The 17329-nt window shown below is 58.8% G+C and carries 19 protein-coding genes; 9 read left to right on the top strand and 10 right to left on the bottom strand.

Annotated elements, in window-relative coordinates; translation table 11 throughout:
- Positions 1–26: 26 nt before the first annotated feature.
- Complete coding sequence (gene trpE, locus ACYZTW_RS30380) at positions 27–1508, top strand: anthranilate synthase component I (protein WP_462002951.1); 1482 nt, start codon at positions 27–29, stop codon at positions 1506–1508.
- A gap of 179 nt (positions 1509–1687) precedes the next feature.
- Here trpE and estP read toward each other — a convergent pair whose 3' ends face one another.
- Together estP and ACYZTW_RS30370 are read right to left on the bottom strand one after the other, a co-directional pair.
- Positions 1688–3595: an esterase EstP gene (estP, locus tag ACYZTW_RS30375; RefSeq protein WP_462002950.1), complete on the bottom strand. Its 1908-nt coding sequence runs from the start codon at positions 3593–3595 to the stop codon at positions 1688–1690.
- A 23-nt stretch (positions 3596–3618) separates the two neighbouring features.
- Entirely contained in the window at positions 3619–3954 is a 336-nt protein-coding gene (locus ACYZTW_RS30370) for a hypothetical protein (protein WP_462002948.1), read from the bottom strand.
- Between the two features lie 47 nt (positions 3955–4001).
- On the opposite strand from ACYZTW_RS30370, the gene ACYZTW_RS30365 reads away from it, so the two are divergent.
- The 4 genes from ACYZTW_RS30365 to ACYZTW_RS30350 all read left to right on the top strand — a co-directional run bounded on the left by ACYZTW_RS30365 (position 4002) and on the right by ACYZTW_RS30350 (position 7334).
- The gene (locus ACYZTW_RS30365; RefSeq protein WP_033056198.1) at positions 4002–4595 is read left to right on the top strand and encodes an aminodeoxychorismate/anthranilate synthase component II; all 594 of its coding nucleotides are present in this window, start codon (positions 4002–4004) and stop codon (positions 4593–4595) included.
- 9 nt (positions 4596–4604) lie between these two features.
- A complete protein-coding gene (gene trpD / locus ACYZTW_RS30360; RefSeq protein WP_462002947.1) occupies positions 4605–5654 on the top strand; it encodes an anthranilate phosphoribosyltransferase in 1050 nt (349 codons plus the stop codon).
- Entirely contained in the window at positions 5651–6487 is an 837-nt protein-coding gene (trpC, locus tag ACYZTW_RS30355) for an indole-3-glycerol phosphate synthase TrpC (RefSeq protein WP_462002946.1), read from the top strand. Before trpD ends, trpC begins: the two co-directional genes overlap by 4 nt.
- Positions 6488–6632: 145 nt before the next feature.
- Complete coding sequence (locus tag ACYZTW_RS30350; RefSeq protein WP_462002945.1) at positions 6633–7334, top strand: lipoate--protein ligase family protein; 702 nt, start codon at positions 6633–6635, stop codon at positions 7332–7334.
- Here ACYZTW_RS30350 and crp read toward each other — a convergent pair.
- Positions 7331–7975: a cAMP-activated global transcriptional regulator CRP gene (gene crp / locus ACYZTW_RS30345; RefSeq protein ID WP_008147233.1), complete on the bottom strand. Its 645-nt coding sequence runs from the start codon at positions 7973–7975 to the stop codon at positions 7331–7333. The two genes, ACYZTW_RS30350 and crp, sit on opposite strands and share 4 nt — an antisense overlap.
- Positions 7976–8206: 231 nt before the next feature.
- Here crp and ACYZTW_RS30340 point away from each other — a divergent pair, with 231 nt between their 5' ends.
- Both ACYZTW_RS30340 and speD read left to right on the top strand, forming a co-directional pair.
- Positions 8207–8629 carry an OsmC family protein gene (locus ACYZTW_RS30340; protein WP_007941657.1) on the top strand — a complete coding sequence of 141 codons (423 nt, stop codon included), beginning with the start codon at positions 8207–8209 and terminating at the stop codon, positions 8627–8629.
- Positions 8630–8868: 239 nt separating this feature from the next.
- Entirely contained in the window at positions 8869–9663 is a 795-nt protein-coding gene (speD, locus tag ACYZTW_RS30335) for an adenosylmethionine decarboxylase (protein ID WP_462002944.1), read from the top strand.
- 71 nt (positions 9664–9734) lie between these two features.
- Here speD and coq7 read toward each other — a convergent pair whose 3' ends face one another.
- The 6 genes from coq7 to hemJ all read right to left on the bottom strand — a co-directional run bounded on the left by coq7 (position 9735) and on the right by hemJ (position 14318).
- Complete coding sequence (gene coq7, locus ACYZTW_RS30330; RefSeq protein ID WP_008147238.1) at positions 9735–10382, bottom strand: 2-polyprenyl-3-methyl-6-methoxy-1,4-benzoquinone monooxygenase; 648 nt, start codon at positions 10380–10382, stop codon at positions 9735–9737.
- 181 nt (positions 10383–10563) lie between these two features.
- Entirely contained in the window at positions 10564–10902 is a 339-nt protein-coding gene (locus tag ACYZTW_RS30325) for a histidine triad nucleotide-binding protein (protein ID WP_129440740.1), read from the bottom strand.
- Positions 10903–10984: 82 nt separating this feature from the next.
- Positions 10985–11773, bottom strand: a complete 789-nt coding sequence (locus tag ACYZTW_RS30320) for an SDR family NAD(P)-dependent oxidoreductase (protein ID WP_462002943.1) — start codon at positions 11771–11773, stop codon at positions 10985–10987.
- Positions 11774–11835: 62 nt separating this feature from the next.
- The gene (locus ACYZTW_RS30315; protein ID WP_462002942.1) at positions 11836–12801 is read right to left on the bottom strand and encodes a DUF805 domain-containing protein; all 966 of its coding nucleotides are present in this window, start codon (positions 12799–12801) and stop codon (positions 11836–11838) included.
- An 86-nt stretch (positions 12802–12887) separates the two neighbouring features.
- Positions 12888–13856, bottom strand: a complete 969-nt coding sequence (locus ACYZTW_RS30310; RefSeq protein WP_462002941.1) for an NAD(P)H-dependent flavin oxidoreductase — start codon at positions 13854–13856, stop codon at positions 12888–12890.
- 33 nt (positions 13857–13889) lie between these two features.
- On the bottom strand, positions 13890–14318 hold the full coding sequence (gene hemJ / locus ACYZTW_RS30305) for a protoporphyrinogen oxidase HemJ (RefSeq protein ID WP_462002940.1): 429 nt from the start codon (positions 14316–14318) through the stop codon (positions 13890–13892).
- Between the two features lie 296 nt (positions 14319–14614).
- Here hemJ and argC point away from each other — a divergent pair, with 296 nt between their 5' ends.
- On the top strand, positions 14615–15649 hold the full coding sequence (argC, locus tag ACYZTW_RS30300; protein ID WP_007941665.1) for an N-acetyl-gamma-glutamyl-phosphate reductase: 1035 nt from the start codon (positions 14615–14617) through the stop codon (positions 15647–15649).
- 168 nt (positions 15650–15817) lie between these two features.
- Positions 15818–16168, top strand: coding sequence for an iron-sulfur cluster insertion protein ErpA (erpA, locus tag ACYZTW_RS30295; RefSeq protein WP_007947969.1), 351 nt, complete (start codon positions 15818–15820; stop codon positions 16166–16168).
- A gap of 67 nt (positions 16169–16235) precedes the next feature.
- Here the strand turns inward: erpA and ACYZTW_RS30290 are convergent, their stop codons facing one another.
- Entirely contained in the window at positions 16236–17327 is a 1092-nt protein-coding gene (locus tag ACYZTW_RS30290) for an anhydro-N-acetylmuramic acid kinase (protein WP_462002939.1), read from the bottom strand.
- Positions 17328–17329: the final 2 nt, after the last annotated feature.

Genomic DNA, 17329 nt, shown 5'->3' with positions numbered 1-17329 from the left:
AGACCCTCAAGCCACGAGGCTACCCCATGATCCGCGAAGAATTCCTGCGTTTGGCCGCTGCCGGCTATAACCGCATCCCGCTTGCCTGCGAAACCCTGGCCGACTTCGACACACCGCTGTCGATCTACCTGAAACTGGCCGACGAGCCCAACTCCTACTTGCTGGAATCGGTGCAGGGCGGGGAGAAGTGGGGTCGTTACTCGATCATCGGCCTGCCGTGCCGCACCGTATTGCGGGTTCACGACCATCACGTCAGCGTGACCCACGACGGCATCGAGATCGAAAGTCATGAGGCTGAAGATCCGCTGGCGTTCGTCGAAGCATTCAAGGCCCGCTACAACGTGCCGACCATCCCTGGCCTGCCGCGCTTCAATGGCGGCCTGGTGGGTTACTTCGGTTACGACTGCGTGCGCTATGTGGAGAAGCGATTGGGCAAGTGCCCGAACCCGGATCCGTTGGGCGTACCGGACATTCTGCTGATGGTCTCCGACGCGGTGGTGGTGTTCGACAACCTTGCCGGCAAGATGCACGCGATTGTCCTGGCCGATCCCTCGCAGGACGATGCTTTCGAACAAGGTCAGGCGCGTCTGGAAGCGCTGCTGGAAAAACTCCGCCAGCCGATCACGCCGCGCCGTGGCCTGGATTTCAGCAAACAACAGTCTGCTGATCCGGTATTTCGTTCGAGCTTCACCCAGGACGATTACGAAAAAGCCGTCGACACCATCAAGGAATACATCCTGGCCGGCGACTGCATGCAGGTCGTGCCGTCCCAGCGCATGTCGATTGACTTCAAGGCTGCGCCGATTGATCTGTACCGGGCGCTGCGTTGCTTCAACCCGACGCCTTATATGTACTTCTTCAACTTCGGTGACTTCCATGTCGTCGGCAGCTCTCCGGAAGTGCTGGTGCGGGTCGAAGACAACCTGATCACCGTGCGCCCGATCGCCGGCACTCGCCCACGCGGGGCCAACGAAGAGGCCGACCTGGCGCTGGAAAAAGACCTGCTGTCCGACGACAAGGAAATTGCCGAGCACTTGATGCTGATCGACCTGGGCCGTAATGACACCGGTCGGGTCTCGGAAATCGGTTCGGTGAAACTCACCGAGAAGATGGTCATCGAGCGTTATTCCAACGTGATGCACATCGTTTCCAACGTCACCGGTCAATTGAAGGCAGGGCTGACGGCGATGGACGCACTGCGGGCAATTTTGCCGGCGGGCACCTTGTCTGGCGCACCGAAGATTCGCGCGATGGAAATCATCGACGAACTGGAACCGGTCAAGCGTGGTGTCTACGGCGGCGCCGTCGGCTACTTCGCCTGGAACGGCAACATGGACACTGCGATCGCGATCCGCACCGCGGTGATCAAGAACGGCGAACTGCACGTGCAGGCCGGTGGCGGCATCGTTGCCGACTCGGTACCGGCGCTGGAATGGGAAGAAACCCTGAACAAGCGCCGCGCGATGTTCCGCGCCGTAGCCCTGGCTGAACAAACCCCGGAAAGCTGAGTTCCCACAAAACCTGTGGGAGCGGGCTTGCTCGCGATGGGGTCAGCACAGCCGACATTGATGTTGCCTGACCCACCGCTATCGCGAGCAGGCTCGCTCCCACATGGATCTCACCACCATAAAAAAACGCGGCACCTGTAGGGGCGCCGCGTTTTTTTATGCCTGCGGTTTACTGCGGATCAGAAGTCCAGCGCAACCCCAACGGTAAGCCCTTGCTGGGTAAAGTCATCATCCTTGCGGAACGTGTATCCGCCACGCAGCGCCAGATCGGCCGTCAACTTGTGGCTGACCCCCAGGCTCACGCGATTCAAGTGGCTTTGCGGTGTATAGCCGTCCAGCTTGAAGTCCAGGGACGGCAGGCTATTGAGCGCGATGTTTACTTTCTGAGTGTCATCCTCGTATTCATGCTCATACGCGTACTCGCCGAACACTTGAGTCTGCGCGGTGATCTGATACTTACCCTGCAGACCGGCGCCCAAACGTTTTGAGTCGCGAGTCTGATCATCAAAGGTCAGCGCCGTGGAACGATTGCTGTTTTCCGAATAACCGTCAACTTCCACTTTTGCGTAATCGGCGCTGATGAACGGCGACAGGTGCCACTCGCTGCCCGGTTGCGCAATGTCGTAGCCAACGCGCGTGCTGAAGGCCCAGAGATGGCCATCGGTATCGCCTTTTTCCGCACCTTCGGCGGCGCCCAGGTCGAATTTGCGTTTGAGGTTGTCGTAATCCAGCTTGCCGCCGGTCAACGCGGCATCGGCCCACCAGTGATTCTGCTGGAACTGGGCGAAGGCGGTGGCCAGGTAGCTGTTGAGTTTGTAGTCCGAATCGTTATTGCCTGCTTCCAGGTTCTGACGATAGAAACCCGCCGCCACACCGACGCGCCAGGCGTCATTGAGACGATAGCTGCCGCCGATGTTCAGGTTGTAACCGCCGCCGTCGGCGCTGGCGCCGCTGCTTTGGCTATCGACATCCAGATGCTGGCCGCCACCGGCGACAATGGCGCGCCATTGGCCGATCGCTTGCCAGTTCTCCCAGTCCGATTGCCATTGGCTGCGCAGTTCATCCTGGTGCGCACGCAAGGTGGCGTGGGCCATTTCCGGCAGCAACGTCAGCTCCCAAGGCGCTGCCAGTAAGGAATAGGCGTAGTCGGAAATCAGTTTTTGCCCGGCTTCGGTCGGATGAACCCCATCGTTATAAATCAGCTTGCTGGGGTCCGGCGTGGCACTGTTGATGCCATACGTAGGGTTTTCGGTGCAGCCGTTACCGCTGAAACAGGTCGCCGTCAGGTTCTGGCCTGTAGCAAAACCGAATCGAGCCGGATCGGCGAAGGTTTCCTGCAACAGCAGCGGAATGTTCAACGGGATGATTTCGGCATCGATCCCCGCCAGTCGAGTGACCAGTTGCCGGTTGAAGGCAGAACTCAGTAGTGAGGTGGGTGTCTGCTGGGGCGTGCCATTGATGGCGGGCGTCAAACCCAGGTCGGGCAGCAGCCAGACCATAATGTACCGGGCGCCGGCGGTTTGCAGAACCTGGACGCTGTTGGCCAGTCGATCCGCAGCTGCATTCGCCTGAGCGCCACTTTGTACACGGCCCTGAAGAAAATCGTTACCACCCCCGGAAATGTAATACAGCGCATTCGGATCGGCGCTGAAGTTGTTTGTCGGCAGATAGCCCGAACGCGTGCGTTCACCCGTGGCGGATACGCTGGTGATCGAGGTGAGGATCTGGTCGGTGCGATATCCGCCAACGGCCCAGTTATTACCGTCCGGCAGGCCCTGGTTCGCACGCGCCGCCGAGGTTGAAGCGGCCGTCTGGTCTGGTGAAAACCCGAGCCTTTCACCCAGCAGTTGGGTCGAGTTGGCGGAGTAGACTTCGCCGCTGCCGTCCTGGTAAACCGGTCCGGTCCGGTTGGTGAAGCGCAGGGTCGAGCCGGGAGGGCCGCCCGTGTCGGTAAACTGCCCGGCATCGTTGAGGCTATCGCCGAAGACGATGAAATTCGAATAAGGGTTGGGCGCCGCGATCGCCTGGGTGCAGGCCATAGCGAGCAAGCAGCCGGCAAGCGGTACAGCCAACGTCTGTCTCATCATGAGCAAGTCCGTTTGTTATTGTTTTAGTGAGCAAAACGACAGTGCCAAAAACTATAGAGCCTGTTGCCGTTCGGCGCGAACCCGTCGATTGTTTCACGCGCTTCGATCGCCCCATATTGCACGCTCTGCCCAGCTAAGTTACTGTGCCGAGACGTATAAATGAGACCTTCCCCGTGTTGATCGTCAGCAAACTTCTGGATCAAGTCATCAAGGCACACGCCCGTTGGCGTTGGCGCGCCTGAATCCTTCTGCCGGCCCGGCCGGATCTTTACCGCTTTGCCTTCTTTACCCGCAAGACAAACCGCTTTGCAGCGCGACTCCAGCGACTGACAAAGTGCAGGACGCTGCGGGTAAATCATTCGAAGGCTGTATTCAAAGTCAGTAAATTCAAGAGGTTCTTAACGCCATGTTGCTGATGATCGATAACTACGACTCTTTTACTTACAACGTTGTGCAATACCTCGGTGAGCTCGGCTCCCAGGTCAAAGTCGTGCGCAACGATGAGCTCACCATTGCCGAAATCGAAGCCCTCAACCCTGAGCGGATCGTCGTCTCGCCCGGTCCTTGCACCCCGAACGAAGCCGGCGTCTCGATTGACGTCATCAAGCATTTTGGCGGAAAACTGCCGATTCTCGGCGTCTGCCTGGGCCATCAGTCCATCGGCCAGGCCTTTGGCGGCGATGTGGTGCGCGCGCGTCAGGTCATGCATGGCAAGACCAGCCCGGTGTTCCACGAGGACAAAGGCGTATTTGAAGGCCTGAATCATCCGCTGACGGTCACCCGCTATCATTCACTGATCGTCAAACGCGAAACCCTGCCCGATTGCCTGGAGCTGACCGCCTGGACCCAGCTTGAAGACGGCTCGGTCGACGAGATCATGGGCCTGCGTCACAAGACACTGAACATCGAGGGCGTCCAGTTTCACCCTGAGTCGATCCTCACCGAGCAGGGCCATGAGCTGTTCGCCAACTTCCTCAAACAAACCGGCGGCACGCGCTAAGGACTTTTCATGAATATCAAGACAGCCCTGAGCCGTATCGTCGATCAGCTCGACCTGAGTACCGATGAGATGCGCGATGTCATGCGCGAAATCATGACCGGGCAGTGCACGGACGCGCAGATCGGCGCGTTCATGATGGCCATGCGCATGAAGAGCGAAAGCATCGACGAGATCGTCGGCGCCGTGTCGGTCATGCGCGAGCTGGCGGACAAGGTCGAACTCAAGACCCTCGACGGCGTCGTCGATGTGGTGGGTACCGGTGGTGACGGTGCCAATATCTTCAACGTCTCGACGGCTTCCTCGTTCGTGGTCGCGGCGGCCGGTTGCACCGTCGCCAAACACGGTAACCGTGCGGTCTCGGGCAAAAGCGGCAGCGCCGACCTGCTGGAGGCGGCCGGAATCTACTTGAACCTGACGTCGGTTCAGGTAGCACGCTGCATCGATAACGTCGGTATCGGTTTCATGTTCGCCCAGACCCATCACAGCGCCATGAAGCACGCCGCCGGCCCTCGCCGGGAGCTGGGCTTGCGCACACTGTTCAACATGCTCGGCCCGCTTACGAATCCGGCCGGCGTGAAACATCAGGTGGTCGGCGTGTTCAATCATGCGTTGTGCCGGCCGTTGGCCGAAGTCTTGCAGCGTCTGGGCAGCAAGCACGTGTTGGTGGTGCACTCGAAGGATGGCCTGGACGAGTTCAGTCTGGCGGCGCCCACCTTTGTGGCGGAATTGAAGGATGACCAGATCACCGAGTATTGGGTCGAGCCAGAAGACTTGGGCATGAAGAGCCAGAGCCTGCACGGTCTGGCAGTGGATAGCCCGGCGGCCTCCCTGGAACTGATTCGCGATGCCTTGGGCAAGCGCAAGACCGAAAACGGTCAGAAAGCCGCGGAAATGATTATGCTCAATGCCGGTGCCGCGCTGTACGCCGCCGACCATGCCAGCAGTTTGAAAGAAGGCGTTGCCCTGGCGCACGATGCGCTGCACACAGGCCTCGCTCGGGAAAAACTGGAGGAGTTGGGTGCATTTACCGCGGTATTCAAAGTGGAGAATGAGGGATGAGTGTACCGACGGTTCTGGAAAACATTCTGGCCCGTAAAATCCAGGAAGTCGCCGAGCGTAGCGCTCGCGTAAGCCTGGCGGAGCTGGAAAGTCTGGCCAAGGCGGCCGATGCACCCCGTGGTTTTGCCAAGGCATTGTTGGCTCAGGCCAAGCTCAAGCAGCCAGCGGTCATTGCAGAAATCAAGAAAGCTTCACCGAGCAAGGGCGTTATCCGCGAGAACTTCATTCCCGCCGACATCGCCAAGAGTTACGAGAAGGGCGGCGCGACCTGTCTGTCAGTGCTCACCGATATCGATTACTTCCAGGGCGCCGATGCATATCTGCAACAGGCGCGGGCGGCATGCAAACTGCCGGTGATCCGCAAGGACTTCATGATCGATCCGTACCAGATCATTGAAGCCCGAGCGTTGGGCGCCGACTGCGTGCTATTGATCGTCTCCGCACTTGATGACGTGAAAATGGCCGAGTTGGCGGCCGTGGCCAAAAGCGTCGGCCTCGATGTGCTGGTGGAAGTTCACGATGGCGACGAGCTGGAGCGGGCCTTGAAAACCCTCGACACGCCGTTGGTCGGCGTGAACAACCGCAACCTGCACACCTTCGAAGTCAATCTGGAGACCACCCTCGATCTGTTGCCGCGTATCCCGCGTGATCGCTTGGTGATCACCGAAAGTGGCATTCTCAACCGGGCCGATGTTGAGCTGATGGAAATCAGTGATGTGTACGCGTTCCTGGTGGGCGAAGCGTTCATGCGCGCCGAAAGCCCGGGCACCGAGCTGCAGCGTCTGTTCTTTCCTGAACGTGGTATCGCGGTGAGCGGTTCTACACTCGACTGATTGTTCGCAGACCGAGTCGACCCCATCGCGAGCAGGCTCGCTCCCACATTGGATCTCTGGTGTTAGAAAATCCTTTGTGGGAGCGAGCCTGCTCGCGAAGACGGCATAAGATGCGCCACAGACAGACCGTCCTACGGAAACCTCTATGACTCTACCAACCGCTCTGACTGTCGAAGCCGGCCTGCTCTCCGAACAGGACCTGTTGGCCCATGTATGCACCGGCGATTCGGAGTTTGGCCTGCTGTTCTGGCAACCCAGTGATCAGGCGCTGGTCATGCCGCGGCGGTTGAATCGTCTGCCTGGGTTCGAGGCTGCGTGCGAGGTGTCGGCTGCGGCGGGTTGGCCGGTGCTGTTGCGTGAAACTGGCGGTGAGCCGGTGCCGCAATCGGCGTCGACGATCAACATCGCGCTGGTCTACGCGCCACCGCGTAGCGAGGGTGACCAGAACCGGATCGAAACCGGTTATCGCCGGCTGTGCGATCCGATTTGTCAGCTCCTCGATGAACTGGGCGGCGTTTCGTCTTTGGGCGAAATAGAGGGGGCGTTCTGTGATGGACGTTTCAACGTCAACCTTGATGGGCGCAAGATGGTCGGCACGGCTCAACGCTGGCGCCAGAGCAAGGGCGGCACGCGCCCGGTAGGCTTGGTACACGGTGCTTTGTTGCTCGACAACGAGCGTGAGTCGATGGTTGCGGCGGTTAACCGGTTCAATGAAGCCTGTGGCCTGGAGCAGCGAGTTCGTGCCGAAAGCCACATTGCCCTGCATGAAAAATATGCAGCACCTGATGCGTTGGAGCGACTCGACACGTTGTACCGCCAGTTGCTGGCAGAGATGTTCAGGGCTTAGCGTGTACCGAAGACCACCATGGTCTTGCCTTTGACGTCCACCAGGTTGCGCTCTTCCAGATCCTTGAGTACGCGACCGACCATCTCACGTGAACAACCGACAATCCGCCCGATCTCCTGACGGGTCACCTTGATCTGCATGCCGTCCGGGTGGGTCATGGCATCCGGCTGTTTGCACAGTTCCAGCAGGCAGCGTGCGACGCGGCCGGTTACGTCGAAGAATGCCAGGTCACCGACTTTGCGCGTTGTGTTGCGCAGGCGCTGTGCGATTTGTCCGCTGAGCACGTAAAGAATGTCTGGATCCTGTTGGGACAGTTCACGGAATTTCGCGTAGCTGATCTCCGCGACTTCGCATTCGATTTTGGCGCGCACCCACGCGCTGCGTTCCTGTTCCAGGCCGGCCTGTTCGAACAGGCCCAACTCGCCGAAAAAGTCTCCGGAGTTCAGGTAGGCAATGATCATTTCGCGGCCGTCGTCATCCTCGATCAGGATGGTGACCGAACCCTTGATGATGAAGAACAGCGTGTCCGAGCGGTCGCCGGCACAAATGATGTTGCTTTTGGCCGCATAACGACGGCGCTGGCAATGCATCAACAGCTTGTCGAGGTTCTTGATTTTGGGTGTTGGGGTAATAGCAACCATGGTTGTATCCCGAAAAGACTTCACGGTGTGTTTGGTTTTCTTATGAGTCGCTGAGGTTGCTACAAAGCTGGCTATGCGCCAGTGAATTGGCGCCAGCTTAACAGACACTTCCTGCAATATTCGAGAATTTACCTACAGCGCAGAAGCTTGCGTCCTAGGAAGGCAAGGCACCGTCAATCAAGGGCCCTGTGCTAAGCTGGCGACCCTTTTTTAGACAGTGGAGTCTTGGCGATGAAGGCACGCATCCAATGGGCTGGCGAAGCCATGTTCCTCGGTGAATCCGGCAGCGGTCATGTCGTGGTCATGGACGGTCCGCCCGATGCCGGCGGTCGCAACCTGGGTGTCCGGCCGATGGAAATGCTCCTGCTGGGTGTTGGTGGTTGCAGCAATTTCGATGTGGTCAGCATCCTCAAGAAGTCCCGTCAGGCCGTTGAAAGCTGCGAAGCTTTCCTCGAAGCCGAGCGCGCCACCGAAGATCCGAAGGTGTTCACCAAGATCCACATGCACTTCGTGGTCAAGGGCCGAGGCTTGAAAGAAGCCCAGGTCAAACGCGCCATCGAGCTGTCGGCCGAGAAGTATTGCTCGGCGTCGATCATGCTCGGCGCGGCTGGCGTGGCAATCACCCATGACTACGAGATCATCGAACTCGGTTGAATCGACATTCAACTATCATAAAAGCAGTGCAGACTCTGGCGATCCCAAGCTGACGTCTGCATAATGCGCCACTTTTTTCAGGGTAGTGGCCCGTCCGCCGACAGGCCTCGCACCCGAACAGACAACCAAAATCGCCATCGCGAAGAGGTGTTAACCGTCCTACGCAGGTGCGTCGTCCGCATCTGACGGGCATGCTTGATCACGCGGCCCGGGCCGCAATACATAGAGAGTTTTTAACGGTGAAAAGCAAACTCAAGCTCCACGGGTTCAATAACCTGACAAAGACCTTGAGCTTCAACATCTATGACATCTGCTACGCGGAAACCCCGCAAGACCAACAGGCTTACGTTGAGTACATCAATGAAGAGTACAACGCGAAGCGCCTGACGCAGATCCTCACAGAAGTTGTCGATATCATTGGTGCCAACATCCTGAACATCGCCAGTCAGGACTACGACCCACAGGGCGCCAGCGTCACGATTCTGATCTCTGAAGAGCCGGTGACCCCCACCGACAGTCAGATTGAAGAGTCCCCGGGCCCGCTGCCTGAAATTATCCTGGCCCACCTCGACAAGAGCCACATTACGGTGCACACCTACCCGGAAATCCATCCGGTGGACGGTATCGCAACGTTCCGTGTGGACATTGATGTGTCGACCTGTGGCGTCATTTCACCGCTTAAGGCGCTCAACTTCCTGATTCACCAGTTCGATTCGGACATCGTGACCGTGGATTATCGCGTGCGCGGTTTCACCCGTGACGTGGAAGGCAAAAAGCACTTCATCGACCACGAGATCAACTCGATTCAGAACTACCTTTCCGAAGACACCCGCGACGCGTACCAGATGACTGACGTGAACGTGTACCAGGAAAACCTGTTTCACACCAAAATGCTGCTGAAGAACTTCGAACTGGATAACTACCTGTTCGGCGACGCTACCAGCAATCTGTCTTCTGAGCAGCGTGCCCAGGTGACCGAGCGTGTTAAACACGAAATGCTGGAAATCTTCTACGCGCGCAACATGCCGAGCTAAGATTTTCGAGCACAAAAAAGGCGACTTCCTCACGGCAGTCGCCTTTTTTTGTAGGAGCAAGGCCCCTGAGGTCAGATCCGATAAGTACTCTTGGTCATGACCTTGGCCATCAGGCTCATGCCGAACTTCACCGGTGCCGGGAAGCGGAAACCACCAGCCTCCAGCGCGCTTTCAGCGTGGTGTTCTTCATCAATGCGCATCTGCTCGAGGATCGCCCGGGATTTTTCGTCCTCGGCCGGCAGTTGCTCAAGGTGTTCGTTGAGGTGTTTGCAGACCTGATGCTCGGTCGCGGCAACAAAACCCAGGCTGACTTTATCGCTGATCAACCCGGCCACCGCGCCAATCCCGAACGACATGCCGTAGAACAGCGGATTGAGAATGCTGGTGTGGCTGCCCAACTGTTTTATGCGTTGTTCGCACCAGACCAGGTGGTCGATTTCTTCTTCGGCGGCATGTTCCATGGCGGCGCGCACTTGCGGCAGCTTGGCGGTCAGGGCCTGACCCTGATACAGCGCCTGGGCACAGACTTCGCCGGTATGGTTGATGCGCATCAGACCGGCGACGTGCCGGGTGTCTTCGTCGCTCATTTGCGCATCCGGCTGCACGATAGCGGGCGAAGGACGGTACGGCTGGCCACTGAAGGGCAGCAAGGTACGCATCGCGGCATCGGCTTGCAGCAGAAGACGGTCAATCGGCGAGTAGTGACGTTGGGTAGTCATGCTGACCTCCGGGAAGAATCTCGGCGGCCAGTTTAACCCAATCGGCCGGGGAAGGTTTGCGCTGGGTCATTTCTGCTTTCTACGCCCAAAAGCAAAAGATCGCAGCCTTCGGCAGCTCCTACAGGAGAATAGTGTGTAGGAGCTGCCGAAGGCTGCGATCTTTTGAGGGCTTAGCGAAACATCAGCCCGGCGGCCAATGCATCTGGCGCTGACCCAATACATGCATATGAATGTGATAGACGGTCTGCCCACCCAGTGGATTGCAATTCATGACCACGCGGAAGCCCTCTTCGCAACCCAGCTCCAGGGCCAGACGCTGGGCGGTGAACAGAAGATGCCCCGCCAATGCCTTGTCGTCCTCGGTCAGGTCGTTAAGCGTGCGCACCGCTTTTTTCGGGATCACCAGAAAATGCACCGGTGCCTGTGGGGCGATGTCGTGGAAGGCCAGTACCTGGTCGTCCTCGTAAATGATCTTGGCCGGGATTTCCCGGTTGATAATCTTGGTGAACAGAGTATCCACAGCTGTTTTCTCCGTTGTTTGGGCTGGCCTGAGTGTAACCATGGGTTATGCCTGAGCCCAGCCTTTTACCTTGAGGGTGTGATCAGCGCGGGCAGTAAGCCTTGTTGACCATGCCGGCGATTGTCCGGGTCAGCCAGCGCGAGCCGAGGCGCGGCAGGAAGGCGCGCCAGCGGTTGCGTCGGCCCGGAATAATGATGGCGCGATTTTTCTCTAGTGCCCGCACGGTATAGAGCGCGACTTCCTCGGGGTTCATCAGCATTTTGCTGTCGATCAGTTTGCCAGCGTCCAATTGCGCGGTGCGGAAAAACGCCGTACGGGTAGGGCCGGGGCAGAGCACCGACACCTTGACCGCACATTTTTTCAGTTCGACGCGCAACCCTTCGGAAAAATGCAGCACATAAGCCTTGCTGGCGTAATAAGTACTCATCCACGGGCCCGGATGGAACGCCGCAACCGAGGCGACATTCAAAATCTGCCCGCCGCCCTGCAGCGCCATACTGTTGCCGATCGCGTGACACAGGCGAGTGAGCGCGAGGATGTTCACTTCGATCAGGTCCTGCTCGGTCATCCAGTCCTGAGCCAGGAAAGGGCCGCAGGTGCCGATGCCGGCGCAGTTGACCAGCAAATCGATCTGTCGGTCACCTTCCTCCAGCTCCAGCAGAAAACCGGACAGCCGTAGCGGCTCGCCGAGGTCACAGGCTCGGAACAACACTTCCACGCCAAAACGTTGAGTCAGTTCAATCGCAATACTTTCCAGCTGATCACGCTGACGGGCCACCAGAATCAGGCTGCGGCCGCGCCGGGCCAGCGCTTCGGCCATCGCCAGGCCGATGCCGCTGGAAGCGCCAGTGATCAGAGCGTAACGGGTCATGCATTTCTCCATCGCAACAGCTCCGCGCCGGCGACGCAGGTGTCACGGGCGGGGAGCGCTGTTCATTCTTTCGCAGAGTCTACAGGGGGCTGGGCTTCTTCGGCTGCATCGTCGGCCGAATTTGGCGCTGGCTCTGCTTCCACGGCGGTTTGATCTTCGATCTCTTCGGTGGTCACGGAGTCACTTTCATAGCGGCTCTGGGTGGCGCTTTCGTATTCGCTCTGGATGGTCGTAAGGCCACCAGTCAGTCCGCCGATGAACAGGATCGCGATAAACACCAGCCACAGTGAAGACAGGACCTTGACCGCGGTGCTGTTGGGCGGTGGTGGCGCACCGTATCGATTGGCGGTGTTATTACCCTGCGCAATCATCATCACGAACGGAAAGATGCTGCCCACGAACGGCACGAGGGTAAGCAGCCAGAGCCAGCCAGACCAGCCAATATCATGCAGGCGCTGGACACTGAACTGAATGCTGACGAACGCGAGCGCCACGACGAGCATAAAGGCCAGCAGGCCACCGAGAATCAGGCCGGCGGTCGAATCCGTACTGATGAGGGCCAAGCCGAAAACAGCAAGCACAGCGCCAACGCTAAGGGTCACCAGCGTCAGGGACATCGTCCAGGCCAGATAACGCAAGCGGCCGATCCGACCCTCGAAGCTGAAGGGCTTGGGTGTGGAAAATTCAGGCAAGGCTTCGCCGACGGTAGCCCGGGGTGGTGCGTAGGGGGATTCGGGATCTGCCGCGACGGCAGGAGCGTGTTCGTGAACGTCAGACAGGTTCAGCTCGATCGACGGTTCACTCTCGACCCGTGCATCGATACCGGTTTTGGTCAGCGCCTGGAGATAAGTCTGCGCATCGGCCTGTGACAGGTCGCGTTTGAGCGCAACCGGCTTGCCGCTGAACAGTCGCTCGATGGCAGCCACATCGCTTTTGAACAACTCGGCGAGATTGAACTTGGCGGTGGTGACATCAACACCGGGCAGCAGAGCGCCGTCGAATACGATCTTGAAACGGTTTTCGTTCATTGCGAGGCATCCTTGTCGCGAGTGTTTTAGGGAGTATTGCACGTGGCGTGTAAGGCCAGCCGGAATGGACTGGCCCGGTTTTCCTGTCAGCGTGGCCAGCGCTTGGGCAGCGCTGCCGCCAGCTCCAGCGCTTTGCGGTACTCGGCATCGAGGCGAGCGACCAGTTGATCGACACTCGGCAGGTCCTCGATCTCGCCGACACCCTGGCCTGCGGACCAAACGGTTTTCCAGGCTTTGGCTTCATCGTTTATGGGTTTGAGTTTGGAGCCGAAGTCCACCTCGCCCTTGCCTTGCAGCGCTGCCATGTCGAAACCCGCAGCCTCAAGGCTCTGACGCATAAAGCTCGCCGGTACTCCCGACACCGCTGGAGTATGGACGATGTCCGCCGCTCTGGAAGTCAGCAGCATCTCTTTATAGGCGTCAGGCGCATGACTTTCGGTGGTGCCGATAAATCGCGTACCGAAGTAGGCCAGATCCGCACCGAGCAATTGTGCAGCGAGAATCTCGTGGCCGTGGTTCAGGCAACCGGCCAGCAGCAGGGTCTTGTCGAAGAATTGGCGTATCTCGGCAATCAGCGAGAACGGGCTCCAGGTTCCGGCGTGCCCACCGGCGCCGGCTGCCACCGCGATCAAGCCGTCGACTCCGGCCTCGGCGGCTTTTTCTGCATGGCGACGAGTCGTCACGTCATGGAACACCAGACCGCCATAGCTGTGCACTGCATCGACCAGTTCTTTCACGGCGCCGAGGCTGGTGATCACGATCGGCACTTTGTGCTCGATACAGATCTCCAAATCCGCTTGCAGTCGCGGGTTGCTGTTGTGGACGATCAGGTTCACCGCATAAGGCGCCGGATTCTCCAGTGTCGCCAACCCTGCTTCGATCTCTTCCAGCCAGGCCTTGAAGCCACTGCTCTCGCGCTGGTTCAGCGCAGGAAAGCTGCCCACCACGCCATTACGGCAGCAGGCGAGCACCAGTTGTGGGTTGGAGATCAGGAACATTGGCGCTGCCACCACAGGCAGACGCAAGCGTTGTTCGAGCAGAGCGGGCAGCGACATTGGAAGTACCCCGGTGAGTTGTGCTTATTGGAGTTAGAACGGTCGAACGACGACCAGAATTACAATAGCCAGCAATATCAGAACCGGCACTTCATTGAACCAGCGATAAAAGACATGGCTGCGGGTGTTCTCACCACGGGCAAAACGTTTCACCTGGGCGCCGCACATGTGGTGGTAGCCGATCAGGATCACCACCAGGGTCAACTTGGCGTGCATCCATGCGCCTTGGCTGAAGATGCCGGGGTTGAGGCCGATCAGCGCGATGCCGAAGATCAGGGTGGCGATCATCGCCGGGCCCATGATGCCGCGGTACAACTTGCGCTCCATGATGCTGAAGCGTTCCTTGCTGACGGTGTCTTCGCTTTGGGCGTGATAAACGAACAGACGCGGCAGGTAGAACAGGCCGGCAAACCAGCAGACCATGCTGACGATGTGAAGCGCTTTGAGCCACAGATAAAGCATTTTTAGTTATTCCCAGGTTCACGGTAGCCCGAATAGTAGAGAAAGTGTCCCGTCTGGGACATAACTGTTCAATTTTGACAGCGTCTTTTGCGGCCATACTGCGTTGCCGCTCCTCGCCATAGCGCGCTATGACTCGTCGCGGCGCCTTGTCTGGCCACAAAAGCCACTCGCCAAAAGTTGAACGTTATGCCCCAGACGGGACACGTGAGCCGCCGCACGTCACCTTGACGGTTGTCGCAGAGCCGCGCGGCCCCTATTATCGACGGCTTTCCAGTGGGTTCGTTGAGGGCAGGTTTATGGTCAAGGTCGGTATCGTCGGCGGCACGGGTTACACCGGTGTCGAACTGCTGCGTCTGTTGGCGCAGCACCCGCAAGCTGAAGTGGTCGTCATCACTTCCCGATCCGAGGCCGGTCTGGCCGTGGCTGATATGTATCCGAACCTGCGCGGCCATTACGATGGTCTGGCGTTCAGCGTTCCGGACATCAAGACGCTGGGCGCTTGCGACGTGGTGTTCTTCGCCACGCCTCACGGTGTTGCTCATGCGCTGGCTGGCGAACTGTTGGCGGCCGGGACCAAGGTCATCGACCTGTCGGCGGACTTCCGTCTGCAAGACGCTGATGAGTGGGCCAAGTGGTACGGTCAGCCGCATGGCGCACCGGAGCTGCTGGAAGAGGCGGTCTATGGCTTGCCGGAAGTCAATCGCGAGCAAATCAAGCAGGCTCGCCTGATCGCCGTCCCGGGTTGCTACCCGACTGCAACGCAATTGGGATTCCTGCCATTGCTTGAAGCAGGTCTGGCTGATACCACTCGCTTGATCGCTGACTGCAAATCCGGCGTCAGTGGCGCCGGTCGTGGCGCGTCTGTAGGTTCGCTGTACTCCGAGACGTCGGAAAGCATGAAGGCTTACGCCGTCAAAGGACACCGTCACTTGCCGGAAATTCGCCAGGGCCTGCGTCGCGCAGCGGGCAAGGATGTCGGTCTGACTTTCGTTCCGCACCTGACGCCAATGATTCGAGGCATCCACTCGACGCTCTACGCGACGGTTGTGGATCGCTCCGTGGATCTGCAGGCGCTGTTTGAAAAGCGTTATGCCAACGAACCGTTCGTCGATGTCATGCCAGCCGGCAGCCATCCGGAAACCCGCAGTGTGCGCGGTGCCAACGTTTGCCGTATTGCCGTGCATCGTCCACAGGATGGTGATCTGGTGGTGGTGTTGTCGGTGATCGATAACCTGGTCAAAGGCGCGTCGGGTCAGGCGGTACAGAACCTGAACATCCTGTTTGGTCTGGATGAACGTCTTGGCTTGTCCCATGCAGGCATGCTGCCGTAAGGCTTTATCCCGCTCAGCAAAAAGGCCCGTCTGACGGGCCTTTTTGCATTCCGGGCTTACGATTGGGTTGATTGATATACCGTAACAATAGTTGACCGATTTTCTAGGAGAAGCGGATAATGCGCGTCATCACGCATTATGGCGGCGTAACGCCGGGAGATAGTCAGCATGAGCGTCGAATCCTTCACCCCCACGGCTTTGCAATTCACCCACGGTGCCGCGCACAAGGTGAAGAGCCTGGTCGATGAAGAGGGGAATGATCGCTTGAAGCTGCGCGTATTCGTTACGGGCGGCGGTTGTTCAGGTTTTCAGTACGGCTTCACCTTCGATGAGGAAGTGGCCGATGACGACACCATCGTCGAACGCGAAGGCGTGAGTCTGGTCGTTGATCCGATGAGCTTCCAGTACCTGGCAGGTGCCGAGGTGGATTATCAGGAAGGTCTGGAAGGCTCGCGCTTCGTGATCAAGAATCCGAACGCCAGCACCACGTGTGGCTGCGGCTCTTCGTTCTCGATCTGATCGCAATCTACCGCATCACCAAGCGCCGCATGGCCTCAGGGCTCTGCGGCGTTTTGCTGTGTGCAGATTAAGCGGGGTAGATGGCGCCGAGTACGCGCAGACCGCGGGCGCCAGTGACACTTGGGCGATTGGCCGCGATGCCTTCAAGGCAGCAATGGGCCAACCAGGCAAAGGCCATGGCTTCGACCCAGTCTGGGTCTATACCGTACGTGGCGGTGCTGCTGACCTTGGCGTTTGGCAGCAAGCTGGCCAAGCGGTTCATCATCGTGGCGTTGTGCGCGCCGCCGCCGCAGATCAACAGTTCCTGGGTATCTGATTGGGCGCTTTGCAGTGACTCGACGATGGTCAGGGCGGTCAGTTCGAGCAGGGTTGCCTGTACGTCTTCGGCGGCGAAGGTCGGCAGTTTCGATAGATGCTGTGTCAGCCATGGCAGGTTGAACACCTCGCGGCCGGTGCTCTTGGGGCCTTTGGTCACGAAAAATGGATCGCTCAGCAGTTCGTTCAGCAGAACCGGTTCGACCTTGCCGCTGGCAGCCCATTGGCCGTCACGATCAAAGTTGTCGCCGCGTTGCTGGTGAATCCATGCATCCAGCAGCACATTGCCCGGGCCACAGTCGAAACCGGCTACCGGTTTGCCGGGCTCGATCAGGCTGAGGTTGCTGAATCCGCCAACGTTCAAAACCGCGCGATTGCCTGCGCGCTCTTCAAACAACGCTTCGTGAAAGGCTGGGACTAGTGGGGCGCCTTGTCCGCCAGCCGCAACATCGCGGCTGCGGAAGTCGCTGATCACGGTGATGCCGGTCAACTCGGTCAGAAGGGCAGGGTTGCCAATCTGCACGGTGAAGCCGCGCGCCGGTTCGTGGCGAATGGTCTGGCCGTGGCTGCCAATCGCACGAATGTCTTCGGGCTTCAGGTTTTGTTGGTCGAGGAGGGTGTGAATGCCCTGTGCTGCCAGCTTCACCCAGTTTTGTTGGGCGATGGCGGAGCGGGCAATCTCGTCCGGGCCGCTGGCGCACAAGCCAAGCAGCTCGGCGCGCAGGGAGTCAGGCATTGGGGTGTAGTGCGTGGCGATCAGGTTGATCGCCGGAGTCAACTCGATCAGCGCAATGTCCAGACCGTCGAGGCTGGTCCCGGACATCACACCTATATAGAGAGCCATGG

This window comes from Pseudomonas sp. LB3P25 (genome assembly GCF_054897985.1).
Note: the sequence above shows the minus strand (reverse complement) of the source record. Positions and strands in the feature narration are given on the sequence as shown.